This is a genomic window from Microbispora triticiradicis (genome assembly GCF_005864065.1).
Classification (GTDB): domain Bacteria; phylum Actinomycetota; class Actinomycetes; order Streptosporangiales; family Streptosporangiaceae; genus Microbispora; species Microbispora triticiradicis.
On record NZ_VANP01000015.1, the window covers coordinates 32,102 to 58,482 of the forward strand.

A 26,381-nucleotide genomic window follows, 5' to 3' on the forward strand; every position below is an offset into this window, starting at 1 on the left:
TAATTATCCACAGCCCCGACCGTTCCGGCGCCGGGCCGCGCCCGGCTGTGCCAAGGTCTGGCGACTATGGGACACACCGTTCGACCACGCCTCAAGCCCGTCCTGCGCAGGGTCGAGCGGGACGGCCGCACGCTGCAGTTCGGCGTCCACCCGCTGCGGGCCGTCGTCCTCACCGGTGTCGAACCACCGGTGCGCCGCCTGATCGACGGGCTCGACGGCACCCGCACGCTCGGGCAGGCGGTGGCCGGCAGCGGGCTGGACGAGGCGTCCGCCCACGAGGTGGTCGCCCGGCTCACCGCCCACGGCCTCATCGAGGACGCCGCGACCCGGCCCGGCCCGCTCGCCGACCTGCCGCCGGCCGAGCGGGACCGGCTCCGCCCCGACCTGGACAGGCTCTCGCTCACCTGCTCCGACGGCGGCGTGAGCGGTCTGGCCGCGAGGAGGGCGGCCCGGGTCCGCGTGTACGGCGCCGGCCGGGTGGGCGCCCAGGTCGTCACCCTGCTCGCCGCCGCCGGCGTCGGCCACATCTGCGTGGTCGATCCCGCCGTGGCCGGGCCGGGCGACGTGGTCCCGGGCGGTCTCGGCCGGAGCGACACCGGCATGTCCCGGGAGGACGCCGCGGTGCTGGCGGCCCGGCGGATCTCCCCCGGCGTCAACGCCTGGCCCGGCCGGACCGCCTCCCGCCTGGCGGACGGCGGCGCGCGCCCCCACCTCGTGATCCTCGCCCCGACCATCCCGCTCAGCGCCACGCTGGTCGGCGAGATCGTCGCCTCGGGCGTGCCGCACCTGCTCGCCTGCGCCTTCGAGGGGTACGGCTCGACGGGCCCCTTCGTCGTCCCCGGCCTCACGCCCTGCCTGCGGTGTCTCGACCTCGCCCGCCGTGACCGGGACCCGTCCTGGCCGGTGGTGGGCGCCCGGCTCGGCGGTTACCCCGCCGGTGAGATCGCCTGCGACGTCGCCCTGTCCTGCCTGGTCGCGGCGCAGGCCGCCGGCCAGGCACTGGCGTATCTCGACGAGGGGAGCGTGCCGGGCGGCCTGACGGAGGTGTCGCCCGCCTGGCGCTGGCGGCACCGCCGCCTCGCCGCCCACCCCGGCTGCGGCTGCCTCGGCGACGACGTCGCCGGCCTCCACAAGGAAGATCGGCCATGAATGTGATGAAAGACACAGCTGACGGAATCCTCGCCCGCCGTTGGCGTCCCCGGGCTCCTGTGGGTGATACGAACAGGGAATTGTGGTCGAAAGGCCCCGCCATCGCTAAGAATGGTTGAGTGAGTGACGTTCCCCACGGTGCCGTGACACGCTCGGCCAAGCTCGCGACGCTTCCCCTCGGGTTCGCCGGCCGTACCGCGCTCGGACTGGGCAGGCGGATCGGCGGCGCCTCCGCGGAGATCGTCGCCCAGGAGATCCAGCGACGCACGGCAGACCAGGTCTTCAAGGTCCTCGGCGAGCTCAAGGGCGGCGCCATGAAGCTCGGCCAGGCTCTGTCGATCTTCGAGGCGGCGCTGCCGCCCGAGATCGCCGGCCCGTACCGGGCGACACTGACGAAGCTGCAGGACGCCGCGCCGCCGCTGCCCGCCTCCGTCGTACACCGGGTTCTGACCGAACAGCTCGGCGACGACTGGCGGGAGAACTTCCTGGAGTTCGACGACAGGCCGAGCGCCGCGGCGTCCATCGGGCAGGTCCACCGCGCGGTGTGGCACGACGGCCGCCAGGTCGCCGTGAAGATCCAGTATCCCGGCGCGGGCAAGGCCCTGATCTCCGACTTCAACCAGCTCTCGCGGCTGGGCAAGCTGTTCGGCGCGCTGCTGCCGGGCCTGGACCTCAAACCGGTCCTGGCCGAGCTCAAGGAGCGGGTGGCCGAGGAGCTCGACTACTTCAAGGAGGCCGAGGCACAGCAGGCCTTCGCCGAGGAGTTCCGCGACGACCCCGACTTCCGGGTCCCGGCGGTCATCGCCGCCAACGAGCAGGTGCTGGTCACCGAGTGGATGACCGGGACCCCGCTGTCGAAGATCATCACCGACGGCACACAGGAGGAGCGCAACCACGCGGGCCTACTGTTCGTCCGCTTCCTGTTCTGCTCTCCTGCCCGGGTGGGGATGCTGCACGCCGACCCGCACCCCGGCAACTTCCGGCTGATGGAGGACGGGCGGCTCGGCGTGCTGGACTTCGGCGCCGTCAACCGGATGCCCGGCGGCCACCCGGTCGCCTTCGGTAGGCTCACCCGCATCTTCAACCAGGGCGACATGGACGCCGTCGTGCACGGGCTCCGCGCGGAGGGCTTCATCCGCCCGCACATCGAGGTGGACGTCGACGCCCTGCGGGCGTTCCTCGCACCGTACGTCGAACCCACCCGCGTCGAGGAGTTCACCTTCAGCAGGGAGTGGCTGCGCGAGCAGGCGGCCAACGTGGCCGACCTACGGCCGAACAACGTGGTCCGCCAGCTCAACCTCCCCGCGTCCTACGTGCTGATCCACCGCGTTCACGCCGCTGGCGTCGGCGTGCTGTGCCAACTCGGCGCGACCGCCAGGTTCCGGGACGAGGTCGTCCGCTGGGTCCCCGGCTTCGCCGACGACCCCGGCGCCCCTGAAACCACCCCTCTCGCCCTCGGCTAGCGGGACGCCCGCGAACTCTGGCCAGGCCAGTCACTGCCCTGGCCTGGTGAGGCACTTAACCGGCCTGGTCGGTCGCTGCCCTGGCCCGGTCCGTTGCTGCCCTGGCCTGGTCAGGCACTTGACCGGCCCGGTCCGTCACTGCCCTGGCCCGGTCCGTCACTGCCCTGGCCCGGTCGGTCACTGCGCCGCAAGGAACCTCCGGTCCTCGCGAAGCCCGCTTCGCTGGGCCTTAGCTGCGGTCCTTGCTCCCTTCCGCTCCGCTCCCTCCACCCCGGTGAACGGTGGCGGACAATGCTCTATCCGGCGTGGGCCCGGCCGCCACGGCCCTCGACGGCCCGCAGCGTCTGGTTGATGACGCAGCGGTTGATGCCCCGCCTGCAGTTGCCGTTGACGGTGTTGGTGAAGACGCTGACGCTCGACACCTGCTGGATACCGGCGAACGTGACGGCGCTGTTGGCAGCCGGAGCGTTCACGTTGCGCCGCCCGGTCGCGACCTGCCGTGCGGGGCTGCCGATGCTGGGCGAGCTCGAGGTGCCGGTGCCGCCGGTGCTCTGGGTCGCCCCGCGCCCGTGCCCACCGCCGTGATCATTGCCGTGAGCGCGGGCATGAGCATGGGCGTGCCGAACCGTCCGCAGGCCCGGAGGGAGCTGCGCGGCGCCGACCGGCTGCACGGCGAGAAACGGCAGGCCAGCGACGATCAGACCGGCAGCGACCAAACCCGCGGCGACTGGACCGGTGCTCGGGCCGGTGGTCGGGTCGGTGATCGTGGTGGCGGCTGGCCGCCGTGCTCTGGCGGTCGGGCCGCGGAAATTTCTCGCTCTGTCGCTCATCCGCATCCCGTCCGCCGCTCGTCTGCCCACTTGGCCGCCACATGCCGTCGCTTCCGCCCGGCGTCGTCGGCGGCCGTCCGGCTCATACCCCGCGGCCCGGGGCACCTCCCGTGGCAGGCGCTCTGCTGCGCGGCCGATGACCCATTCTTTGCGGCAGGCCGGGTTAGATGCCCGATATGGGCGAAGGCCCGGGCCGGTCACCCCGGCCCGGGCCTCCTCTGTTCACTCTGCTCCGGTCACGGCGTCAGACGCGCGCCAGCGCGGACCGCAGCCGGCGGGACGCGCGCTCTACTTCCCGGCGCGCCTTCTCGACGCTCCTGACCCGGCCGGCGAGCCGCTCCTGCTCCGCCTCGCGGTGGAGGGTTCGTATTCGCTCGTGTACCAGTTCTTGATTCAGATACATGGTCGTCATGGGGGCGATGTTCATTTCGGTCGGTTTCCTTCCGGATTCGATGTCGTGCGGTTCAGGCGGCGACGGGGGTCTTGCGCGGGCGCCCACGGGGACGCTTGCGGGGTACGACGACCCCCCGCAGGATGAGCTCTCCGCCCCAGACGCCCCACGGCTCCTCGCGCTCCAGCGCGCGGGCCAGGCAGGCCTTCTGGATCGGGCAGCCGCCGCAGAGCGCCTTGGCGAACTCCACGTCCTCGGGAGACTCGGCGAACCACAGGTCGGGCTCGGTACGGCAGGGGATTTCGGCTTCGATCAGGTCCATGACCGGGGCCGCCATCTGCGTCACCTCTTCGAGTGTTTCTGGTCTGGTGTCCTCGTTGCGGGGTGTGGATTCGTGGCCGACAAACAAAAGGGCCGCGGATCCTGGTGCGGATCCGCGGCCCGGAGAGGGAGACCGGTCAGGGTATGACTGGTTCTCTCCAGGCGTGGTGCGGACCCTGGGCGGCGCCGCCGCGAGCGGCGGCGCGGATCTGCTCATCACCCATCGGCCGGTTCACGTACACCGGAAGGTGGGTGGGGGTGCTGTGGCCGGTCCGGCCGGCGAACGCGCCGAAGACAGCCGAGCCCGCGACTCCGCTCACCGGAGCCAGGGCGGCGACGGCCTCGTCACGCCGCAGTTTCACCGGCGTTCCAGCCGGCGTGACAGTCGACGCGACAACGGCGGCCGGGCGCGCGGAGACGAGCCACAGCACACGGGACGTCGTCATGTTCCTCACTGGACTCACCTCCATTTCTCTGCGCTCTACTGTTCGTCGTGCGTCTCGGCCGGGCAGGAGCGTCCGGCTGACTTGTCCAAGACCCTAAACCGCCGCGGCAGACCGGGCAACCTATTTTCTACCTGCGATTTTCACGACTTCGTGACACGAGGATGTGGCTCCGGCGACACCCGGATCAGGCACTCCTGGACCACGGAGACGACGAGCTCCCCCGAGGCGCTGAACATCTGCCCGCGGGCGAGCCCGCGCGCCGCCCCGGACCAGGGCGACTCCTGGGCGTACAGCAGCCAGTCGTCGGCCCGGAAGGGCCGGTGGAACCACATGGCGTGGTCCAGCGACGCGCCGGACACGGCGGAGGAACCCCAGGCCAGCCCGTGCGCCAGCAGCACGGTGTCCACCAGCGTGAAGTCACTGGCGTACGCCGCGAGCACGATGTGCAGCAGCGGGTCGTCGGGCAGGTCGGCGTCGTACCGGAACCAGACGCGGTTCTCGGGGGTGACCAGGCTCGGGTCCTTGGCTGCCTCCCAGGGCAGCGCGTTGACGTACCTGACGTCGACCGGGCGCGGCTTCGACAGCAGGTCGCGCCACCCCGGCTCGTCGCCGAAGACGTCGCGCATCCGCTCCTGGAAGGTCGGCAGCGTCTCGGGGGCCGGCGCCTCCGGCATCCGGGCGGCCTGGTGGCTCACCCCCTGCTCCTCGACGTGGAACGACGCCGACATCGAGAAGATCGCCTTGCCGTGCTGGATGGCCGTGATGCGCCGGGTGGTGAACGACCGGCCGTCCCGCACCCGCTCCACGTTGTAGACGATCGGCACGTCGGGGTCGCCCGGCCGGATGAAGTAGGCGTGCAGCGAGTGCACCATCCGGTCGCCCGGCACCGTGCGCCCGGCCGCCACGAGCGCCTGCGCGGCCACCTGACCGCCGAAGACCCGCTGGAACCGCTCCTCCGGGCTGCGCCCCCGGAAGATGTCGAGCTCGATCTGCTCCAGGTCGAGCAGGTCCAGCAGCTCCTTCAGGGCCGAGTTCACGGGAGGCCTCCAGCTCAGGCGGGGGAATACTCGCCGGTAACACTACCGTCGCCGCGGCACAGCCCCAGGACCGCGTCGCCGTACCGCTCAAGTTTGACGCGCCCGATTCCCGCGATCGCAAGCAGGTCCTCCTCGGCGGTGGGCACCCGTTCCGCGATGGCCTGCAGGGTGACGTCCGTGAAGACGACGTACGCGGGGACCTTGGCCTCCTTCGCCGCCGTCGTCCGCCACGCCTTGAGCCGTTCGAGCAGCGCCTCGTCGTAGTCGGCCGGGCAGGTCGCGCACCGGCCCAGCTTCTGCTCGGCGGCGACGGACAGCGTCTTGCCGCAGATCCGGCAGTGCAGCGGCACCGCCGCCGCGCGCCTGCCCTTCCCCCCGCCGCTGGGCCGCTCGGCCCGGCTCACGCTCGCCGTACGCGGGGAGAGGCCGTCGAGGAACCGGGACGGCCTGCGGGCGCGCCGCCCGCCGGGCGACCTGGAGAGGGCCCACGACAGGTGCAGGTGCTCGCGGGCCCGGGTGACCCCGACGTAGAGCAGCCGCCGTTCCTCCTCGACCTGGTCCGGCGTCTCCGCGTAGACGATCGGGACCATGCCGTCGGTGAGGCCGACGAGGAAGACCGCGTCCCACTCCAGGCCCTTGGCGGCGTGCAGCGAGGCGAGCGTCACGCCCTCGACCGGCGGCGCGTGCTGCTCGGCCGCCCTGCGCTCCAGTTCGCCGACGAAGCGGGGCAGGTCGGCGCCCTCGGCCGCCATGTCCTCGGCGAGGTCGGCGAGGGCCTTGAGCGACTCCCACTTCTCCCTCGCCTTGCCACCTCCGGGCGCTTCCGCGGTGAGCCCGATGCCCGAGAGGATGGCGTGCACGGCGGGCGCCAGCGGCTCCTCGCCCGCCGACCGCGCGGCGCCGCGCAGCAGCACCACGGCCTGGCGCACCTCGGGGCGCTCGAAGAACCGCTCCGCCCCGCGCAGCAGGTAGGGCACGCCGGAGTCGTTGAACGCCTGCTCGTACGCCTCCGACTGGGCGTTCACCCGGAACAGCACCGCGATCTCGCGGGTGGGCACGCCGTCGGCCATCAGCTTCTTGACGGTGAGCGCGACGCCGAGGGCCTCGGCCTGCTCGTCGTCGTACTCGGTGAAGACCGGTTCGGGGCCGTCCGGCCGCTGGGCGACCAGTTCCAGCCGGTGCGGCGAGCGGGCCATGACCCGGTTGGCCAGCGTGACCACCTGCGGCGTCGACCGGTAGTCGCGCACCAACCGGATCACCGCCGCCGAGGGGTGCTCGACGGCGAAGTTCGTCAGGTAGTGGGGCGTGGCGCCGGTGAACGAGTAGATCGTCTGGTTGGGGTCGCCCACCACGCACACGTCGTCGCGCCCGCCGAGCCACGTGTCGAGCAGCAGCTTCTGCAGCGGGTTGACGTCCTGGAACTCGTCGACCACGAAGTAGCGGTACTGCTGGCGGATCTGCGCCGCGACCTCCCGGTGCTCGGTCATCACGGCCGCGGTGAGCTCCAGGATCGTCTCGAAGTCGATCAGGTTCCGCTGGCGGCGCACGCTCTCGTACCCCTCGTACAGCCGCGCGACCTCCTCGGGCGCGATCGGCGGGGTGCGCCGCGCCTTGACGGCGGCGGCCGGGTAGTCCTCCGGGGCGACCTGGGTGACCTTCGCCCACTCGATCTCGCTCGCGACGTCGCGCAACTCGCCGCGCTCGGGGTTCCTGCGCAGCCGCCGGGCCGCCTCGATCAGCAGCGGCAGCTTCGACTCGACCACCTGCGGCGGATCGCCGCCGATCACCCGGGGCCAGAAGTAGCTGAGCTGGCGCAGGGCCGCCGCGTGGAACGTGCGGGCCTGCACCCCCGGCGCGCCGAGCCGGCGCAGCCGCTGCTTCAACTCGCCCGCCGCACGGGTCGTGAAGGTGACCGCGAGCACCCCCTGCGGATCGACGACCCCCGTCTGCACGACGTACGCGATGCGGTGGGTGATGGCACGGGTCTTGCCGGTGCCCGCGCCCGCGAGCACGCACACCGGTCCGCGCACCGCCTGGGCGACCTCGCGCTGCTCGGGATCCAGACCGTCGAGGACGTCCAAGGAGCCGCTCCCAACATGCGTGGCGGACGTTGTTACTGGCATCATCCTTGCAGCAGCAGACCGAGCGTGTCCCATTGACCGGTCGGGGCACGACGCGACAGCGACGCGACATGGACGCGACATCGGGGAGGATGACGCCGTGGGAACCGCGGTCCGAACTGCCATGGGCATGGGCGCCGCCGCCCTCGCCGCGCTGATGCTCACCTCGCCCGGCGCGCGGGCCGCCACCGTGGCCGCCGCCGTCGCCCCCGCCGGCAACCCCGCACCTCAGCCGTCGGCCACTCCGGTTCCGTCCGCCTCTCCGGTGTCGTCCGCGTCGGCCACGCCGTCGACGCCGCCCACGCCCTCCGCGAGCGCCTCGCCTTCGGCGTCTCCCACGCCGCCCGCCGGCGCGAGGATGCACACCTACTCGTACGGCCCGCACCCCCGCCAGATCATGGACGTGTGGTGGCACCCCACCGGCCCGCGGCGTCCCGCCGTGTTCGTCGTCCACGGCGGCTGGTGGTCGGGGGGCGACAAGAAGTACATGACGTCGGTCACCCGCTACTACGTCCAGCAGGGCTACACCGTCGTCAACCTCGACTACCGGCTGTCCGGCGACGCGCCGTGGCCGGCCCAGCGCACCGACGTCCTGTCCGCGGTCGCCGCCGTTCGCAGGCACCCGGCCCTCTTCAACACCGACCCCGGGCGCTACGTGCTCCTCGGGTTCTCCGCCGGGGGTCACCTCGCCGCCGCCGTCGGCACCTACGGCGACGGCCGGCCGGGCCTGCGCGGGGTCGTCGGGATCTCCCCGCCCGTCTCGCCGCTCTCGGCGTACGAGGACGGCACCGCGGCCGGCACGTTCGACCAGCGCAAACTGCGCCGGGCCGCGGTACTGCTGGCCGGAGGCTGCTCCCCGGCCCGGTGCCCGCGTGTCTGGTCGAGCATGGAGGTGCCGTTCCACGCCACCCCCGGCGACGCGCCGATGCTCGCGGTCCACTCGGCCGACGAGTTCGTGCCGCCGTACCAGAGCGAGGTGCTCAAGGAGTCGCTGGAGAACGTCGGGGTCCCGATGACCGTCAAGACGATGGCCGGCACCTTCCACAGCGCGCCGCTCTACCGTGAGCCCGGGGTCGCCGAGACCGTCCGGGCGTGGATCGCCGCCCGGCTGGCGCAGCCGGCCCGCTGACCGGAGGACCGGCGAAGAACCGGGAACAGCCGGGGCGTCCGCGATGTTGCCATGACTGCTCGATCAACGCGTTGCCCACGAAGCTGCCCGGGAAAGGGACGAAGATGGCGCTCACGGTTTACACCACGAGCTGGTGCGGCCCCTGCAAGCGGCTGAAGAGCCAGCTCACGCGGGAGGGCATCGCCTTCAGCGAGGTCGACATCGAGCGCCACCCGGACGCCGCCGAGTTCGTGATGAGCGTGAACAACGGCAACCAGGTCGTGCCGACCGTGGTCACCGACTGCCACACCATGACGAACCCCTCGGTCGCCGAGGTCAAGCGGCACCTCCAGGGCGCCTGCTGACGACCTACCAGCCGGTGTCGGGGATCGGCCCTCCGTACCAGGTCTCGATCATCCGCCGGGCGATCGAGACCTCGGTCGGCAGGAGCAGCTCACCCGACCGCACCTGGGCCGCGAGCTCCTCCCGGGACAGCCAGCGGGCCTCGGCGATCTCGTCCAGGTCGGGGCGCAGGTCGGTCGTGACGGCGCGGGCGAAGAAGCCGAGCATCAGGCTGCGCGGGAACGGCCAGGGCTGGCTGCCCAGGTAGCGGGGGGTGACGACGGCGATGCCGACCTCCTCCAGGACCTCGCGCACCACCGCGTGCTCCAGCGACTCGCCGGGTTCGACGAACCCGGCGAGCACCGACATCCGGTTCGCCGGCCACGCCGGGCCGCGCGCCAGCAGTACGCGGCCCTCGTCGTCGTGGACCAGCATGATCACGGCGGGGTCCACGCGGGGGAAGTGCTGACTGCCGTCACGCGGGCACACCCGCATGTGCCCCGAGGCCGTCACGTTCGTGGGGCCGCCGCACCTGGGGCAGAACTCGTGGGTGGCGTGCCAGGCCTCCAGGGCCACCGCGTAGACGAGCAGCCCCGCGTCGCGGTCGTCGAGCAGCACCGCGGCCTCCCGCAGGCCCACCGCGTCGCCGGCGCCCTGGGCGGGCTCGGGCAGCGGCGCGTTCACCGCGAAGTAGGGCACGCCGTCCTCGTCCACGCCGAGGAGATAACGTGTGCCCTCAGGCGCCTCCGCCGGAGAGGTGAGCACCAGCGCCGCGCCGTCGGTGAAGCGGCGGATCAGCGTGCGGCCGTCCTGGACGAGGAGGACCCTCGTCTTCTCCGCCTCCCAGGCCTGCCGCAGCCACTCCTCGTCGCCGCGCAGGGCCGCCGACCGGTCGATGGCGCTCCGCGCGAGGAGCAGGGGGCCGAGCAGTCCGTCCGCGATTTCCACCCCGTCATCCTTCCACTGGCGCCGCCGCGGCAATCTCCCCGTCAAGCCCGTTCCCCGCGCCACCGCGCTAGGATGCACTCACTTAGGTTAGCCTTACCTATCGGAGGGCCGGTGCGGCTGTACCTCACCACGCTCAACCCGACCGACTCGGTGACCGGCGGTTTCCTTCCCGCCGCGGCCGCGCTGGGCTGGGACGTGACGATACTCACCGACCAACCTGATCGGTATGCCGGGTACCCGGGATGCGAGGTCGTCGCGGCCGACGTCCGCGACGCCAGGGCCGTGATCGACGCCGTCGCCGCCCATCACCCGCCTGGCGTGATCTTCTCGAACTCCGACCACCTCCAGGCCCCCGCCGCGCTCGCCGCCGAGTATTTCGGCCTGCCGGGCAAGGACTGGCGGGCCTGTGTCACCGCCAAGAACAAGGCGCTGACCCGCCGCGCCCTCGCCGCCGTGGAACCGGTCAGGTCCGTACGGATCCCTCCCGGCGGCGACCTCCCGCTCGACCTGCCGTACCCGGTGGTGGTCAAACCCGCGCTCGGCGTGGCGAGCGAGGACGTCGTGCTCGTCGACGGCCCGGACGCGCTGCGCGCGGCGGTGGCGGAGATCCGGGAGCGCCGCCCGGCCGAGGTCCTGGTGGCCGAGGAGTTCCTGGACGGGCCGGTGCGCACGCTGGAAACCCTCGGCGACGGTGGCGGCGGCGTCCGTGGCGCCGGTCGTGGCGCCGGTCGTGAGGCCGACGGCGGCCGGCACAGCGGCGGCGGGGGTGTGCGGCGGGTCCTCGGCGGGTTCGCCACCACGCTCGGCCCGCCGCCGCGATTCATCGAGGAGCGCCTGGACTGGCGGCCCCCGGACGCCGGGCATCTCCCCCACCTGAACGCCGCGCTGGACGCCGTGGGCGTCGGCTTCGGCGTGTGCCACACCGAGTACGCCGTCACCCGGGACGGCCCGCGCATCATCGAGATCAACTATCGGCTCATCGGCGACACCTGCGACTTCCTGCTGGCCGAGCTCCTCGGCGTGCCCCTGCACGAGTGGATCCTGCGGATCCACGCCGGCGAGCCCCTCTCCGCGTTCGACGCCGACTTGTTCGGCATGGACGGCCCGCGTCCGGCGTACGGGTCGGTCGTGAGCCTCGTGGCCGAGCGCTCCGGCACGGTCACCGCCGCGCCGCCGGACCTTCCCGCGCCGGATCTCCCCGCGCTGAGCCTTTCCGCGCCGGGCCTTTCCGCGCCGGGCCTCTCCGCGCCGGACGCCGGGGACGGCGTACGGCTGTGGCACCGGGCGCTGCGCGAGGTCGGCGATCACGTGGAGGTGACCGGGACCAACCGCGACTACCTCGGCCTGCTCCGCGCCGTCGGCCCGGACCGGGAGCGCGTCGACGCCGCCGTGGACGCGTTCCGGAAGGAGCACCCTTGGGTGCTCGCATGACCGCGGAGCACTATCTCGCCGCCCGGGTGCTCGACGCGCTGCTGCGGGAGGACTACGGCGGCATCTCCTCCCGGGTGACCCGCGACCGGGACGGCGTCGCGATCGTCCTCGCCTCGGGGCGGCGGGCCGGCCTCACGCCGGGCAGCCCGTTCCAGGACTTCTCGACGGCCCCGGACGAGCGCCTGAGCCTGGCCGAGGTGCTGGACACGCTTCGGGAGGTCGCCGACCCGGCCGACGCCGATGGGGTCGCCGCCTTCGCGCGGGAGTGCCGCGAGACGCTCGCGGCCCTGGCGGCCCGGCACCGGCTGCGCGGCGAGGTGGACCGGCGGCTGCGCGGGCGGGACGGGCTGATCCGCTACGAGTCGCTGGCCGCCTCGGTGGACCATCCGCTCTATCCGACGGCCCGCTGCCGCCTCGGCGTCTCCCCCGGCGACCTCCCGTCGTACGCGCCGGAGTTCGCCCCCGAGTTCGCGATGCGCTGGACGGCGGTGCCCCGGGAGCTCGCGACGCTGTCGCGGCCGGAGCCGCCCGAGTGGTGGCCCCGGCCCGGCGACGTGGGGCTGCCGCCCGGCCTCGCTCGTACGCACGTGCTGTTCCCCGTGCATCCCCTGGCGGAGCCGCTCGTGGCGGGTCTTCCTGGGGCGGCGCCCGGGCTTCCCTGGCTGGTGCCGGGGCGGCGTCCGTACCTGGTCGTGCGGCCGACCCTGTCGATGCGGACGGTCGAGGCCGGCCCGCGCGTCCATCTCAAGGTGCCGCTGCCCACCAGCACGCTCGGCCTGCGCAACCGCAGGTCGATCAAGCCGGGAACATTGCTCGACGGGGCGCTGGCCGAGTCGCTGCTGCGCCGGATCCTGCTGCGCGAGCCCGCCCTGCGCGCCACGCTCGCCGACGAGCAGACGTACGGGCACGCGGGGCACGAATACCTGGGCTGGCTGGTCCGCGGGCTGCCCGAGGGGGAGATCGTCCCGGTCGCGGCCCTCCTCGCGCCGCTGCCGGACGGGGACGGCCGGCTCGTCGCGCACGAGGTGGCCGACCGGCACTACGGCGGCGACGTGCGCGCGTTGCTCGACGACTACCTCGCGGCGCTGTTCGCCTGGAACGTCACACTCTTCGTGCGGTACGGCGTCGCGCTGGAGGCCCACCAGCAGAACCTGGCCCTGCTGTTCGGCGACGGGCCCATGCGGCTGCTGGTCAAGGACAACGACGGGCTGCTCGCCTCCCCCGGGCGGCTGCGGGCCGCCGGGCTGGACGCGCCGGAGTTCGACGACGCGCGCATGCTGACCGACGACCCCTACGCGCTCGCCGACGTCTTCGTGACGATCACGCTGCACCTGGCCGCCATGGCGGTGGCCCACGGCCTGCTGCCCCACTCCGGCGCCGCGCCGGTCCGGCGGGCGCTCGCTGCGGCGCTGGAGCAGTACGGGGACGACCCGATGGCCCGGCTGCTGCGGGCCCGCACGCTCGACGCCGCCCGCCTCACCGGCAAGTCGATGGTGGTCGCCGGGACGCTCGTCGCCAAGGAGCGCACCGGGGCCCGGGACGTCAACAAGTTCTACGGCACGACCGGCCCCAACTATCTGAGAGGCGCCCGCTCCGTAGACCCCACAGCCGCGGATCTCACAGCTGCGGAGCTCACAGCTTCGGATCTCGCAGCCGAGGAGACCGCGCTGGGGGCGCTGCTGCGCTGCTGGCTGCGTGAGGTCGGCGGCCCACGCGGCGACGTGCGCGCCGCCGGGCCGCATCTGACGCTCCGGGTGGCCGGGACGCCGGTGCGCGTCCGCGCGCGCGGGGGCATCGCCCTGCGATTCGACGGCCCGCCCGAATACCTGGCGGAGGGGCGGTGGCGGCCCCTCGGCCTGCCCTCCCTCCTCGATCTCGTGGTAGGCGATCTCGACGGCGACAACGAGGAGTTCGCCGACCAGGTCCGCGCCGGGCGCGACGCGACGGCCGCGATCCTGGCCGCCCGCGAGCGGGCCGCCCCGCCCGCCGACCCCTGGCTCGCCTCCGAGCAGGCCCTCGTGGCCGGGCATCCGTTCCACCCCGCGCCGAAAGCACGCGCGGGCGACGGCTGGCTGGACTACGCGCCCGAGGCGCACGCGCGGTTCGCGCCGCGGCTGCTCGGGGTGCGCGCCGACCTGGTGGCCCAGGAGGGCGACACGACGGCGCTGGGCGGCTTCGGCGAGGCGCCGCCGGGCTACCTGCCGCTGCCCGCCCATCCGTGGCAGCTCCGCCTGCTGGCCGCCGAGCTGCGGGAGCCGCTCGCGGACGGGCGGCTCGTGGACCTCGGGCCCGGCGCCCGCATGGTCGTGCCCACGTCCTCGGTCCGGACCGTGTACGACCCCGGGGCCGGCGTGTGCCTGAAGTTCAGCCTGGACATGCGGATCACCAACTGCGTGCGCAAGAACGCGTGGTACGAGCTGGCCGGCGCGGTGGAGCTGACCCGGCGGCTCGCCCCCGTCTTCGAACTGCTCGACAAACGCTTTCCCGGCACGCGCTGGCTGCCCGAGCCCGGCTACCGGTCGGCCGCACTCGGCACGCGGCTGCTCGAAGGGCTCTCGGTGATCGTCCGTACCGGGCCGTGGGCCTTGTGCGGGCCGGGAGTCACCCCGGTCCTCGCCGCGGCCCTGGCCGCGGGCGGCGAAGGGGTGCCGGAGGCCGTCCTGGTCCGCCGGGCGGCCGACCCGGTCGCCTGGTTCGAGGCATACGTCGAGCGTGTGGCATACCCGGTGCTCGACTCGTACGTCCGGCACGGCGTCGTGCTCGAACCACACGTGCAGAACGTGCTCGTCGGGTTCGACGCGGACGGCCTGCCCGCCGAGGTCGTCTTCCGCGACCTGGAGGGCACCAAGCTGGTCACCGGCCGCCACGACCTGACCGGCCTGCGGGACGAGGTCGCCGGCTCCCTGTCGTACGACGCCGGGCGCGGCTGGGACCGGGTGGCCTACTGCCTCTTCGTCAACCATCTCGCGGAGGTCGCCGCCACCGTGGCCGCCACCGTGGCCGACGCGGCGACGGACCGGACTGCGGACGCGGGAGGTGACCGTCTCCTGCGGGACCTGTGGGCCGCCGCCCGCGCGTCCCTGGAGCGCTACGTGGCTGACCACGCGCCCAGCCACGCTGCCGATTGTGAGGCCCTCGTGCCGCTGACCCGGCTGCTGGCGGGGGCGCCGCTGCCCGCCAAGGCGAACCTCACCGTACGGTGGGCGAGAGCGGCCGACCGGGATGCCGGATACGTGCACGTCGCCAACCCGCTCGCGCCGCCCGGGCCCCGCCTCGGCCCGCTCTGGCCCGAGCCGACCCACGCCAGGGGGCGCGGATGAGCATGGACGTCCCATCGGGCGTGCGGCGGGCCGCCGAGTCGCTGGACGACGTGCCCGCCTACGTCTACGACCTCGCCGGGCTCGCCCGCCACGCGGCGGCTGTACGGGCTGCCCTGGCGGGGACCGAGCTCTGCTACGCCGTCAAGGCCAACCCCGACCCTGAGGTGCTGCGTGCACTCGCGCCCTACGCGGACGGGTTCGAGGTCTCCTCCGGCGGCGAGTTCGAGCACGTCAGGGCGCTGCTGCCGGACGCTCGGCTGAGCTTCGGCGGGCCGGGCAAGACCGGCGCGGAGCTGGCCCTGGCCCCCTCGGCACACCGGTGGCATGTCGAGAGCCCGGCCGAACTGCGGCGCCTGCGTGGGCCGGCGGACGTGCTGCTGCGGGTCAACCTCGACGTGCCCGTCACCGGCGCGGCCCTCGCGATGGGCGGCGGCGCCACGCCGTTCGGCATGGACCCGGACGGGGTCGCCGAATGCCTGGCCCTCCTCGGCCGTCCCACCCCCGCCGACGCCGCCTCAGGCGGGCTTTCAGAGCGGCTGCCGGGCGGGCGGGGGGCGCTGCGGCTGCGGGGCGTCCACGCCCACCTCGCGAGCGGCCTGGCCGCCCCCGACCTGCTCACCCTCGCCGAGGCCGTGCTCGGGTACGGCAGGAGCCTGGGCCTGCGGGAGTTCAACCTCGGCGGCGGGATGGCCGTCTCCTACACCCGTCCCGAGGAGCGGTTCGACTGGGCGGCGTACGGCGCGGGCCTGCGGGCGCTCGCCCGGCCGGGCGAGACGCTGCGCGTGGAACCGGGACGGGCCCTGACCGCCTACTGCGGGTGGTACCTGACGACCGTGCTCGACGTGAAGCGAGTCCACGGCGAGCGCTTCGCCGTACTCTCCGGCGGAACCCACCACCTGCGGACCCCCGTGACGAAGGGACACGACCAGCCGTTCGCCGTACTGCCCCGAAGTGAGGATGGCGAGCACGGCCCGGTGACCCTGGTGGGACGGCTCTGCACCCCCAAGGACGTCTTCTCCCGCCGCGTCCCCGCCGCACTCGCCGTCGGCGACGTCGTCGCCTTCGCCATGGCCGGCGCGTACGCCTGGAACATCTCCCACCACGACTTCCTCATGCACCCGAAGCCCGAGTTCCACTACCTGCGCTGAGAGCCGAGAACCTTCGCGGAGTCGGCGAGGCGGGCCGCGTTCTTCAGGCGCTCACGTCGACCACGACGCGAACCGTGGCCTGGTCCGTCTCCGTGGTGCGGACCGTGAGAACGGCCTGCCAGCGACCCGGGAACGGCAGGTTCAGCTGGCCGATGTAGTGCCCGCCGGCGCCCTGGAGCTCCACCGGGATCGGCCCGAGGTCCCGGTCTGGGAGGGTCATGGCGGCGTGCACCTCCGGCACGTTGAGCGGCGCGCCGTTCGGGTCGAGCACCGACAGGTGCAGCTGCGCCGGCCCCACCTTGGGCGGAAATACCACGAGCAGCACCGCACCGCGCGAGGCGGGGCCGGAGCCGGCCGAGAACGGCACGGGTGTGGGCACGGCCGGCACCGCTCGATTCGCGGGCGCCGCCGTATTCGCGGCCGCCACCGTCGAGCGGTGCTCGGCGAACGCCGAGCGGGCCGGCTCCATGGCGACCAACGCGGCGGACAGGCCGAGCACGACGGCGCCCACCCCCGTCTCGGTCAGCAGCCGCCGGTAGAACGCGTAGAGCTGGTGCGGGTCAGGGCCGCCGCGGTGCCGCTTGCCGCCCGCGCCGTAGTGGCGGGCGACCCATCCGCGGGCGGCGGCGCCTAACGCGACCAGCACGACCACGAGGGCGACCTTCGCCAGCAGAACCTGGCCGTACGCGGTGGCGAACAGCGTCGGCGGCGACCCGACCTGCCGCCATGCCTGGAACAGGCCGGTGGCGACCATGAGCGCCACGCACACCAGCGCCGTGTGCGAGAACCGGGGCACCGCCACGCGCAGGGTGACGGCGTCGCGGGTCGGCACGTGCGTCATGGCGAGCGCGACGAGACCTCCGAGCCAGACCGAGCCGGCGACGAGGTGCACGACGTCGACCGGCACGGCGAACCCGCCGGCCTCGCCCGTCACGCTGTGGTTCGCGATGCTCCAGGTCACGGCGAGCGCCGCGGCGGCCGCGAGCACCGCCGCCGCGACCGTCCACCGTGTGCGGCGGTCCGGCGCGTCCGGGTAGCGGTTCAGCAGCCAGACGAGCGCGGGCGCCGCGGCGAGCAGCAGAGCGACGCGAATCCCGAGGGCACGGCCCAGACCGGTGGCCCACGTCGTGGACAGCAGCCGCGGGTCGAAGGCGCCCGCCACATCGCCGTCGGCCACGTACGGCCCGTACAACAGGCCGGAGGCGATCGCGGCGGCGAGGCTGGCGCCCCAGCCGGCCCACAACACCCGCCGGGCCGGCCGTCGCCGCGCACCGGCCGGCCAGCACCACGCCAGGTAGAACGCGGTGCCGAGCAGCACGGCGAACCCTGCGAACGCGGCCCACCGGGCGGCGCCGTACGCCGTCGCGGCATCGCCGGAACGATCGCCCGGGGGCGTGACGGCGGCCGGGCGGCTGCCCGGCGTACCGACGGTGAACGTGTAGGCGCCCTGCACCGGGTGGCTGTCGGAGGACACCACCCGCCACGAGACGGTGTAGACGCCGTCGGCGAGTTTCCCGTTCAGCGGGGCCTCCACCGACGTGTCGTCGCCCACGCGGTGGACCGGTGCGCCGATGCCGATGCGGGCGCCGTCTGGGCCGAACAGCCGCAGGCCGTCCGGCGGCACGGTCACCGGGTCGGTGAACTGCAGCAGCAGCGTCCGAGGGGAGTCCTGGTAGATCTGGCCGTTGGCCGGCGCGGCGTCGACCAGTTCCGCGTGCGCCCAGGCAGGGCTCGCCATCACGAGGGACACGGCGGTGGCGAACCCTGCGAGGAGGACGGCGAGCCCCGCGCCGCGCGTCCTGGTGAGGGTCATCGCGAGAGCCGCGCCGCGGTGTCCGCCTCCGCGAGCGGCGCCGAGGCTGGCGCCGGGGTGCGCCGGCGCAGCCCGGTCGCGGCCGCCGTCAGCAGCGCGAGGGCGCCGAGCGCGAGGCCGGCCCAGCCGAGCAGGCGAGCGACGCTGTCGCCGGTGGGGGTGGCCTCGGCGGGCGCGGCGGGCGCGGCGGGCGCGGCGGGCGCGGCGGGCGCGTTGGCCTGCGCGTCCACCGGCTTGACGTCGATCATCGGCGCCGGGTGTTCGGGCCGTGGCGCGCCGGCCTCCGGGATGTCGATCCAGCGGACGACCTCACCGTCGCTGTAGGTCTGCAGCGCCTTGAACACGAGCTGGCCGGGCGTGGTGGGCAGCGGACCGAGGGACACCTCGAAGAGCTGGAACTCGCCGGGCTTGATGGCGCCGCCCTCCCACACGATGCCCGTGACGGCCTTGTTGGCGGCCTCGTCGTCGTCGTGCCCGGCGGACGCGGCGTTCGGCAGTTGCCGGGTGGCGACAGTGGCCTTCCAGCCCGGGACGGGGCGCAGGGAGACGCTGGTGAGCTGGGCGTTCTCCGGGAAGACGACCTCGACGCGGGTCGTTTTCGCGTCCGCGCGCTCGTCGGGCACCTTGAACGCGAACGTGCCGTAGCCGCCGGTGGTGGCGACCGAGGGGGAAACGGTGACGTGGGCCCACGCCGGCGAGGTGGGGGCGAGCAGGACGGCGACGCCGGCGACGAGCGTCGCGGCGACGACACGGATGGGCTTCATGCGCGGACTCCTTGCGCGTATCGGTATGTGGAGCCCGTGCCGGTCAGGTGCGCTCACGGCTGACCGGCACGGGTTCGGAGGCGGGTTCAGCCGGCGATTACGGCGTTACATTGATGATCGTCACGAGGCCGATCATGCCGTTGGGTCCCTCGGAGTGGGAGAAGATGTGGCAGTGCAGCAACCACTTCCCGGGCTCTTTGGGCTGGAACACGATGTCGTACGTCTGTCCGACGCCGACGTTGAGCGTGTCCACGGTGTACGGTGAGGCGAGCTTGTTGCCGTCTTGGGCCACGACCTGGAACGGCACCCCGTGCAGGTGCATCGGGTGGATCATCTCGGGGCCCGTGCCGATCAGCCGGACGTGGACCTTCTGGTTGACCGCCGCCGTCAGCGGCACGGTCGCCGGGTACGACTTGCCGTTTAAGGTGAACCCGTTGGAACCGTCGCCGATCTCGAGGGTGTAGTGCTTGTCGGCGGCGATGTCGCCCAACGTCGGGGTCACCAGGAGCGCGCCGTAGAGGCCCCGGCCGACCTGGCCGCCACCCATGTGCGAGTGGTACCAGTGCGTGCCGGTCGACTTGGCGGTCCACTCGTACGTGTAGGTGTTGCCGGGCATGATGTGCGGCTGCGTGATGTCCGGCACGCCGTCCTGCGCGTTCGGCAGTTGCATGCCGTGCCAGTGCACCGCCGTGTGCTCCGGCAGGTCGTTCTGCACGATGACCCGCACCTGGTCGCCCTCGTTGACCTTGATGGTGGGGCCGGGCACTATGCCGTTGAACGTGTACGCCTGCTTCACCACCCCGGGCGAGACCTCCCAGTCGGTCTGCGACATGCACAGCTTGAACACCTTGACGGTGCCGACCAGGCTGTAGGCGGCCAGCCGGGTGCCATCGCCCTGGTCGGCGCCGAGGGCCGGGTTGTCGCAGGGCGCGGAGCCGGGCGGCGGCGTCGTCGGAGTGACGCTCGGGCTCGGGCTCGTGCCCGGGCTGCCGCTCGGCGACGGGCTCACGCTCGGTGAGCGGGACGGCGACGGGCTTGCGCTCGGTGACCGGGACGGCGACGGCGACGGCGGTGCCGTTCCGGCGTTGATGATGCCGGTCATGTACGGGTGGAAACTGCAGTAGTAGTTGTACGAGCCGGCGGTGGCGACGGTGACCATGAAGCTCGCCCCGGGCGGCAGGTCCGGGGACGTGAAGTCGCCGCGGATGGCGTGGACGGTACCGTCTGTCTCCTGGTTGACGAACGTGACCGTGTCGCCGGGTGCCAGCGTGAGCACGTCCGGCGTGAACGCGAAGTTCTTGATCGCGATCGTGTGGTTCGTCGCGCCCGCGGCCTTCGGCGCGAACAGTGCCGCGCCGGGGACCAGGATCGAGAGCGCGATCACGCCGATCAGCATCAGCCGCCGTACCGGTGGCGAGGCGTCGGAGAGGGCACGCCGGAGGGCCGCGAAGGGCTCCGGCGCGGTCGTATCAGACATGGGTGTACTTCCTCGTCTACTGTGGGATGCACGCGCCCACGTGTCGGCGGCCGAATGGACCGGCGTGGGTGGTGCGCGATCGGGGGCCCTGGTCAGGGGGAGGGACCGTCCGCTTTACGGTCCCTCCCCCGCAGTGCGGGCCCGCAGTTACTCGCAGACCCCCTGGTTGATGGGGTTGAGCTGGGCACACGTGAGCTTGTCCGCCATCTCCGGCGTGGCGTTCTGCACCCAGCCGTTGTAGACGATCGGGTAGGGGAAGACGCCCTGCCCGCCCATGCCGTTGTAGCCGGTCACGACGTCGTCCACGCTGGTGCCCGCGGCCGAGTCGAGAACCATCTTGCCGACGATTGTGGAGTCGGCGGGGCTGCCGTCGCCGTTGGGGTCGGGGTCGATCACGGCGAGGGTGTTGGCGAACTTGCTCGACACGTAGGCGTAGTAGCCGCCGCCGCGCTTGGCACCGAAGTTGATGCCGTGACAGCCGGAGTCGCACGGCAGGTACTTGATGACCTTGTCGGTCTTGGTGTCGATGACGGCGATGTTGCTCGTGAGCGTGTTCGCCACGAACGCCACGTTGCCGTCAGGGCTGACCGGGATCTGGATCGGCAGGCCGCCGAAGCCCCCGGTCGTCGCCCCGGTCACCATGTCGTAGTTCGCCCACAGGTTGATGGCCTTGTAGCCGACGTTCGTGCCGCTGTCGGAGTGGCACGCCGGCCCGTCCAGCGAGATGCAGGAGACGCTCTGGCCGAGGAAGTTGGCCACGTAGTACTTCGAGGAGTCCGGCATCATGCCGGTCGCGATGGGCAGCTGCTCGGTCTGCACCTCCTGGATCGAGCCCGACGGCACGTCGACGATCGTCGAGTTGTTGTGGTTGACGTTCGGCGTGACCATGGTGTGCCCGTCGGCGCTCATCCAGTGCGCGTGCGGGTGGGCCGGTGTCTGGCCGGGACCCTGCACCAGGATGCGTCTGTCGATCTGCGTGGCACCCGGACTCAGTTCGACCACCGCGTTGCCGGCGTTGATGGCGACGTGGAGCTGGTCGGTGTCGGTCCGGGTCATCACATGGGATGGGTCCGGGCCGACCTGGATAGTTCGCACGAGCTTGCCCGTGGTCCGGTCGAACACGGTCAGGCGGTCGGAGAACCATTCCGTCTGATAGATGTACTTTCCGGCGCGATCCGACCACATATTGTGCGGGTTGTTGAGGTTGATCTGTGGTAGCGCCACCTTCCGGTCTACGGTCCAGTTCTGCACGTCGACCTTGGTCGCCGCGCCGGACTTGACCTTGCCGGCGTACTGCTCCATCTGGGTGTCGACCCAGAGCTCACCGACGCCGGGCGTGCTCGGCCGCTGGGTCAGCGCGGGCAGCGTGACGCCCTCGTTGAACTTGCTGTTGTAGTACGCGTCGAGGCTCGGGATGATCACCGGCTGCTCGTTCGCGTCGTACTCCAGGATCGGCGCGGGCGGGTAGTAGGGGTTCCAGTTCTTGGTCTGCGTGTTGCTGAAGACCTGCCAGTTGTCGGGCGTCGTGATCCGGAAGAACTTCTGCACGAGCTGCTGCACCACGTCGGCCGAGCTGGGCACGACGATGCCGCCCTTGACGTTGACGTTGAGCTTCTTGCCGAAGTCCAGGCCGGGCGTGAGCGGGTCGTCCACGACCACAGCGCCGAGCATGTACGGGTGGATCTTGCAGGCCCACGCGTACAGGCCCGGTTCGGTCAGGTTGGCCTCGACGTTGCCGATGAACGCACTGTTCTGGTCGATCGGCTGCGCGCCGACCGGCCAGATCAGGCTGGTCACCGAGTGGGCCGAGGCGGCCGCCGGTGCCGCCACCGCGAACTTCGCCTTCGGCGCGAGGCTCAGGTCCGAGGGCGCCAGCGCGGCGACCTCCTTGAGCGTGCGCATCAGGTCGAGCCCCACGGGCAGGCTGCCGAGCGGGGTGGCGCTGCTGTCCGGCACCGTCGACAGCTGCTGGCTGAGCTGGTTGATCTGCGTCTTGGCACGCTGGATCGTCGGGTTCAGGAATCCGAGCGCGCCGCCCGCCGCGTCGACCGCCGAGTTGAGCTGGTCGAGGTTGAGCAGGCTGTTGACGTTCACACCGAGCTGGCCGATCAGCGGTGCGTCGCCGTTGAGCAGCGGCAGGTTGAGCAGGCCGCCGCCGAGATCGCCGTTGAGCAGTGTGTCGGTGCTCAGCGGCAGCGACGCGAGCTTGGTCCGCGGCGTCACGGCGACGCCGAGCGACCGCGTGCCGAACAGCGTCGCACCGGTGTCGAACCACGCACCCTGGTTGTCGGTTAGCGTGAACTGCACCGGCGTTCCTACACCGATCGGAAGCGCCTGGGATGAGGAAGGACTGACCCCAATTGTTACGAGAGCAAGGATGGGGGTCAGCAGCCAAGCCAGTCGCCGTCGACTGGCCCGGCGTCGGGCGGCGAGAATGCCGCGTGGGGGAGAATGCATAAACTCCTCCTGAAGTGGGGTGAGATCGATGACGCCAGCCGGATGTTTCACGCGCGGCTAGGCGCAGTTAACTCGCTGTGAACGGGCGCTCACGCGCAACACGGTATTTACGCCTCAACGTGGCGCGGCGGGGTCCGTGAATCGGGTTGGTTCAGTGCCAAGCTCAGGTCGAACCGACCAGAGCGAGATTTTCGCCGCTCAGGCGGCTGATGGACAAATACAACAGACGCAACAAACCCGAAACAAGCCGCGTCAGGTGGCCCAACGGCCAGGGTCCACCGATACTCCAGTGCCGGCGACGGGACGCACGGCGTGACACACACACCGGCACCCTTCACGACTCATGAGACGCCAAAGGCCGCGTGGGAGAAGGACCGCGCTGAGCTGGAAGACGAGCGTGATGTTCTCCAGCGCTCAGTGGTCTTGTGGGTGAAAGAGGCGATGGGCCGGTGAGCGTGGCGGCCTTCATCTGCTCAAGACCGACCACGGCATCGACCACGCCACCTCCTGCCGAGCCCTGGGGGTGTCGCAGTCGTGGTTCTACAAGTGAAACGCATCGGCCAGACCGCCCCGACGGCGCGTGAGCGCTTCGCCGTGCTCTCCGGTGTCCCCGCCGCACTCGCCGTCGGAGACGTCGTGGCCTTCGCCATGGCCGGCGCGTACGCCTGGAACATCTCCCACCACGACTTCCTCATGCACCCGAAGCCCGAGTTCCACTACCTGCGCTGAGAGCCGAGAACCTTCGCGGAGTTGGCGAGGCGAGCCTCGTTGAGCGACCTGATGACGCCGAGCCGGGCACGATCACGGTCGATGACCCGCTGCTGGGCCTCTACATAAACCGTGCGGCGGACGTCGGAGTAGCCGGTCTCGGCCCGGCACTGCGCGTCCGCGACCGCGGTGTCGATCTCGGCCTGAGTGCCGCGAGGCTTGACGATCTGGTCGTCCTTGGCGGTCGTCGCCCAGCGCGGGTCTCCGCCGGCCTGGCCGGTGTCGCTGTAGTGGAAACCCCTCGACTCCATGCATTCGCTCCACGCGCGCTCGGCCGCCGCGATCCGGGGGTCCCGGGAGGCGGCGTCGGACGCGCTGTCGGCGAAACGCGGGACCTCGTCGTCGTCAAACCTCTTCCGGATGTCCGCCGGGGCCACACCCCGCGCTCCCCGGTTCAGAACCGCGTCGGCCTCGGCCATGCAGCCCCCGGGCGGCACCGTCCGCCCGTGGTACCGCCGAACGTTTCCCATCAGGACACGAAACTCGTCGTCGCCGACCGAGTAGATGGGGATTCCCGTGTCCTCACTCACATTCCGGCGTTCCCCTACGTAGCCCGACTTCTGGGCCTGTCCGGGATCAAACCACCCGATGTAATCGATGTTGTGCAGGTTGGTCACCGGTTCGACGGCGGGAAACCGGAAATCGAGCCCGGCACGACGCATGCACTCCTCGGCCAGCATGAATCGAGCGCGCAGGACCTGGGCCCTGTCCTTGGCACCAAGACTGTAGGCGTCCAGAGGCAGGGTGGTATCCGGCGGATTCGCCGCCGCCGAGCACCCGGCCACCGCCGCGACACCGGCCATCACCAACGCCATCCGCAGAACAGACATAAGCCATTCATAGCCGATCACGAACCGGCCCTGCCGACAAAAGAGACAATCATTCTCAGAACAGATCTTCCACCTGTCGGTATGACATTTACGGCAAATGACCGATTCACCGGAGTGCCCCCCCCGGTGGAGCTTCCTCCACTTCGCCCGCCTCCTGAGGCACCGGTGCCATCACTTATCGGTTACCTTCCGTGTCGGCACAGGAGCGTTCCGTACCATCGACATTGAGGAGCAGGAGAGGATGGCGACATGGCCCTTACGAAGCCGACCCGCCGCGGCAGGCACGACCACCCCGTCCCGCGGCAACAGGACGACTCCGTCCCTGACGAGCACAGGCCTCAGGAAGCCAGGAAGCACGAGGAGCCCCAAGAGCTCCCAGACGAGGTGCTGCAACTGTTCATGCAACTCAACGACGCCGGTTACCGGGCGGAGATTCGTCTCGGGCAGGTCGTCGTGACGCCGCCGGCAACCATGCAGCACGGCGACGTTCTCGACCGGCTCGCCGAACTTCTGTACCCCTTGAAGCCGGCTTACGAGCGTGCTGTTCGACTGGAAACCCTGCCCGGAGACCGTTGGAGGCGGACGGATCACAGCGCGACCAGACGTCCGCCGCGCCCCTGGAGACGGACAGCGGCCAGGGCGCCGGAGGCCGACGCGACCACGAGCAGCACGCCGCAGGCCGTCGCCACGGTGCGCGTGTCCCCGGCGACGGCGGCGCGCAGGCCCTGGACGGCCCAGTACCCGGGAGAGACCGGTGCCGCGGCGGCGATCCACCCCGGCATGGCGCCGAGCGGGACGAGCGCGCCGCCCAGGCTGCTGAGCAGCATGCCGCCGATGTCGTAGGCCGCCGACAGTTCGCCCATGCTCCGTACGAGCACGCCGAGCAGCGCGCCGATGCCGAGCAGGGTGCAACTCCAGCAGAGCAGGACGCCCAGCAGCGGGAGCGGATGGGGAACGCTCATGTCCAGGACGCACACGCCGAATCCGACGATGAGCAGTTGCTGGGCGAGGAGAGCGGCGAAGACGGGCACGGCCTTGCCGACGAGCATCTCCGCCGGGTGGAGGGCCGTTCCGCGCATGCGGTCCCAGGTCCGGCCGAGCCGTTCGGTGAGAATCGAGTTGCCGGAGATGCCGAGGGCGAGCAGCGAGAAGGTGACCAGGGTGCCGACGACGGCCTGTTCCGTGCCCGCGGCCCGCCCCTGTGCGGCGACGTAGAGCGGGCGCAGCAGGGTGAGGAAGGCGAGCGGCAGGATCATCCTGCTCAGCAGCGGGCCGGGCTCTCGGAGCATCAGCAGCAGGTTGTGACGGACCAGGACACCCGTACGGAACACGGACTCACGCGGCGACATCACGAGCCTTCCCGGCTTCCAGCGCGCGGTAGAGGTCGTCCAGGCTGGGGCGGCGTACGTCGACGGACGTGGGCGTGCGGCCCGAGGCGAGCAACGCGGCGAGGTCGGCGCCGGGATCGGTGGTCGGCAGACGCAGTTCGGGCTCGGCGGGATCGGCGAAGGTCACCCTGAGCTCGCCCGGCAGCCCTCGGGTCAGCTCCCGCTGGGTGCCGCGCGCGACGACCCGACCGGCTCGGGCGAGCGCCACGGTCGCGTCGAGATCCACGAGTTCCGGCAGGTAGTGCGTGATGTAGAGGACCGCGGCCCCCGCCTCCGCGCGGGCCCTGACCGCTGCCAGCAGGGCCGAGCGGGTCTCCGGGTCGGCGCCCGCGGTCGGCTCGTCCAGCAGCAGCAGCGGTGGCGAGCCCACCATGGCGGTGGCCGCCTGGACGCGGCGGCGCTGGCCGCCGGACAGGACGCCGACGGGCCGATCCGCGATCGGGGCGAGGCGAAGCTCGTCCAGGACGCGAGTGATCTCCGTGTCCCGGCGCCGCCCGCGCAGCCCGGCCAGTCCGGCGAACAGCCGCAGGTTCTCGCGCACGCTGACGCCGTTGTAGAGCGCGAACTCCTGCGGGGCGACGCCGAGCAGCCGACGTACGGCACGACCGGAGCCACCTGCTATGCGTACACGGCCCGCATCGGGGCGCACGAGGCCGGTGACGACTTCGACAAAGGTCGTCTTGCCCGCTCCGTTGTGCCCGATCAGGCCGACGATCTCGCCGGACGCGACCGCGAGGTCGAAGCCGTCGAGCGCGCTGCGCCGGCCGTAGCGCTTCACCAACCCCTCCGCGACGAGCATCCCGCCCCCTCTAGTCTACGGTGTATACGTC

The 26,381-nt window shown here is 72.0% G+C and carries 22 protein-coding genes; 8 read left to right on the forward strand and 14 right to left on the reverse strand.

Annotated elements, in window-relative coordinates:
- The first annotated feature begins 66 nt into the window (after positions 1-66).
- Both FED44_RS29215 and FED44_RS29220 read left to right on the forward strand, forming a co-directional pair.
- The gene (locus tag FED44_RS29215; protein WP_138462727.1) at positions 67-1,149 is read left to right on the forward strand and encodes a ThiF family adenylyltransferase; all 1,083 of its coding nucleotides are present in this window, start codon (positions 67-69) and stop codon (positions 1,147-1,149) included.
- Positions 1,150-1,268: 119 nt separating this feature from the next.
- A complete protein-coding gene (locus tag FED44_RS29220) occupies positions 1,269-2,612 on the forward strand; it encodes an ABC1 kinase family protein (protein WP_111697889.1) in 1,344 nt (447 codons plus the stop codon).
- Positions 2,613-2,908: 296 nt separating this feature from the next.
- Here FED44_RS29220 and FED44_RS29225 read toward each other — a convergent pair whose 3' ends face one another.
- The 6 genes from FED44_RS29225 to FED44_RS29245 form a co-directional block, all read right to left on the reverse strand.
- Complete coding sequence (locus FED44_RS29225) at positions 2,909-3,442, reverse strand: hypothetical protein (protein ID WP_138462728.1); 534 nt, start codon at positions 3,440-3,442, stop codon at positions 2,909-2,911.
- Between the two features lie 244 nt (positions 3,443-3,686).
- Entirely contained in the window at positions 3,687-3,869 is a 183-nt protein-coding gene (locus FED44_RS36110; protein WP_111697891.1) for a hypothetical protein, read from the reverse strand.
- A gap of 37 nt (positions 3,870-3,906) precedes the next feature.
- Positions 3,907-4,170 carry a WhiB family transcriptional regulator gene (locus FED44_RS29230; RefSeq protein WP_111697892.1) on the reverse strand — a complete coding sequence of 88 codons (264 nt, stop codon included), beginning with the start codon at positions 4,168-4,170 and terminating at the stop codon, positions 3,907-3,909.
- A 121-nt stretch (positions 4,171-4,291) separates the two neighbouring features.
- Positions 4,292-4,600, reverse strand: coding sequence for a hypothetical protein (locus FED44_RS29235; RefSeq protein ID WP_111697893.1), 309 nt, complete (start codon positions 4,598-4,600; stop codon positions 4,292-4,294).
- Positions 4,601-4,740: 140 nt separating this feature from the next.
- Positions 4,741-5,637 (reverse strand): acyl-CoA thioesterase, encoded by an 897-nt coding sequence (locus tag FED44_RS29240; protein ID WP_138462729.1) that lies wholly within the window; start codon positions 5,635-5,637, stop codon positions 4,741-4,743.
- A 14-nt stretch (positions 5,638-5,651) separates the two neighbouring features.
- The gene (locus FED44_RS29245) at positions 5,652-7,718 is read right to left on the reverse strand and encodes an ATP-dependent DNA helicase UvrD2 (RefSeq protein ID WP_244302364.1); all 2,067 of its coding nucleotides are present in this window, start codon (positions 7,716-7,718) and stop codon (positions 5,652-5,654) included.
- A gap of 139 nt (positions 7,719-7,857) precedes the next feature.
- Between FED44_RS29245 and FED44_RS29250 the strand changes: the two genes are divergently transcribed.
- Together FED44_RS29250 and FED44_RS29255 are read left to right on the forward strand one after the other, a co-directional pair.
- Positions 7,858-8,886, forward strand: a complete 1,029-nt coding sequence (locus tag FED44_RS29250) for an alpha/beta hydrolase (RefSeq protein ID WP_244302365.1) — start codon at positions 7,858-7,860, stop codon at positions 8,884-8,886.
- A 104-nt stretch (positions 8,887-8,990) separates the two neighbouring features.
- Complete coding sequence (locus FED44_RS29255; protein WP_111697897.1) at positions 8,991-9,230, forward strand: mycoredoxin; 240 nt, start codon at positions 8,991-8,993, stop codon at positions 9,228-9,230.
- A 4-nt stretch (positions 9,231-9,234) separates the two neighbouring features.
- Here the strand turns inward: FED44_RS29255 and nudC are convergent, their stop codons facing one another.
- Positions 9,235-10,149 (reverse strand): NAD(+) diphosphatase, encoded by a 915-nt coding sequence (nudC, locus tag FED44_RS29260; protein WP_396698595.1) that lies wholly within the window; start codon positions 10,147-10,149, stop codon positions 9,235-9,237.
- Positions 10,150-10,266: 117 nt separating this feature from the next.
- On the opposite strand from nudC, the gene FED44_RS29265 reads away from it, so the two are divergent.
- From FED44_RS29265 to FED44_RS29275, 3 genes are read left to right on the forward strand one after another with little or no spacing between them, the layout of a single operon-like run.
- Positions 10,267-11,586 (forward strand): ATP-grasp domain-containing protein, encoded by a 1,320-nt coding sequence (locus FED44_RS29265; RefSeq protein WP_138462731.1) that lies wholly within the window; start codon positions 10,267-10,269, stop codon positions 11,584-11,586.
- Positions 11,571-14,906, forward strand: a complete 3,336-nt coding sequence (locus FED44_RS37780; protein WP_244302366.1) for an IucA/IucC family protein — start codon at positions 11,571-11,573, stop codon at positions 14,904-14,906. The genes FED44_RS29265 and FED44_RS37780 overlap by 16 nt, the downstream gene beginning before the upstream one ends.
- A gap of 2 nt (positions 14,907-14,908) precedes the next feature.
- Complete coding sequence (locus FED44_RS29275) at positions 14,909-16,054, forward strand: type III PLP-dependent enzyme domain-containing protein (RefSeq protein WP_138462732.1); 1,146 nt, start codon at positions 14,909-14,911, stop codon at positions 16,052-16,054.
- A gap of 43 nt (positions 16,055-16,097) precedes the next feature.
- On the opposite strand, the gene FED44_RS29280 is transcribed toward FED44_RS29275, so the two are convergent.
- The 4 genes from FED44_RS29280 to FED44_RS29295 form a co-directional block, all read right to left on the reverse strand.
- Positions 16,098-17,867, reverse strand: coding sequence for a copper resistance CopC/CopD family protein (locus tag FED44_RS29280; protein WP_138462733.1), 1,770 nt, complete (start codon positions 17,865-17,867; stop codon positions 16,098-16,100).
- A complete protein-coding gene (locus FED44_RS29285) occupies positions 17,864-18,631 on the reverse strand; it encodes a YcnI family copper-binding membrane protein (protein ID WP_138462734.1) in 768 nt (255 codons plus the stop codon). The genes FED44_RS29280 and FED44_RS29285 overlap by 4 nt, the downstream gene beginning before the upstream one ends.
- 97 nt (positions 18,632-18,728) lie before the next feature.
- The gene (locus tag FED44_RS29290; protein WP_138462735.1) at positions 18,729-20,108 is read right to left on the reverse strand and encodes a multicopper oxidase domain-containing protein; all 1,380 of its coding nucleotides are present in this window, start codon (positions 20,106-20,108) and stop codon (positions 18,729-18,731) included.
- A gap of 147 nt (positions 20,109-20,255) precedes the next feature.
- Positions 20,256-22,415 (reverse strand): hypothetical protein, encoded by a 2,160-nt coding sequence (locus FED44_RS29295; protein ID WP_208759258.1) that lies wholly within the window; start codon positions 22,413-22,415, stop codon positions 20,256-20,258.
- A gap of 696 nt (positions 22,416-23,111) precedes the next feature.
- Here FED44_RS29295 and FED44_RS29300 point away from each other — a divergent pair.
- Positions 23,112-23,294, forward strand: a complete 183-nt coding sequence (locus FED44_RS29300) for a hypothetical protein (RefSeq protein WP_244302367.1) — start codon at positions 23,112-23,114, stop codon at positions 23,292-23,294.
- On the opposite strand, the gene FED44_RS29305 is transcribed toward FED44_RS29300, so the two are convergent.
- The 3 genes from FED44_RS29305 to FED44_RS29315 form a co-directional block, all read right to left on the reverse strand.
- Positions 23,282-24,184 (reverse strand): hypothetical protein, encoded by a 903-nt coding sequence (locus tag FED44_RS29305; RefSeq protein ID WP_154956608.1) that lies wholly within the window; start codon positions 24,182-24,184, stop codon positions 23,282-23,284. The two genes, FED44_RS29300 and FED44_RS29305, sit on opposite strands and share 13 nt — an antisense overlap.
- Positions 24,185-24,750: 566 nt before the next feature.
- Entirely contained in the window at positions 24,751-25,512 is a 762-nt protein-coding gene (locus FED44_RS29310) for an ABC transporter permease (protein ID WP_138462737.1), read from the reverse strand.
- Complete coding sequence (locus FED44_RS29315; protein WP_138462738.1) at positions 25,499-26,350, reverse strand: ABC transporter ATP-binding protein; 852 nt, start codon at positions 26,348-26,350, stop codon at positions 25,499-25,501. Before FED44_RS29315 ends, FED44_RS29310 begins: the two co-directional genes overlap by 14 nt.
- Between the last annotated feature and the right edge of the window lie 31 nt (positions 26,351-26,381).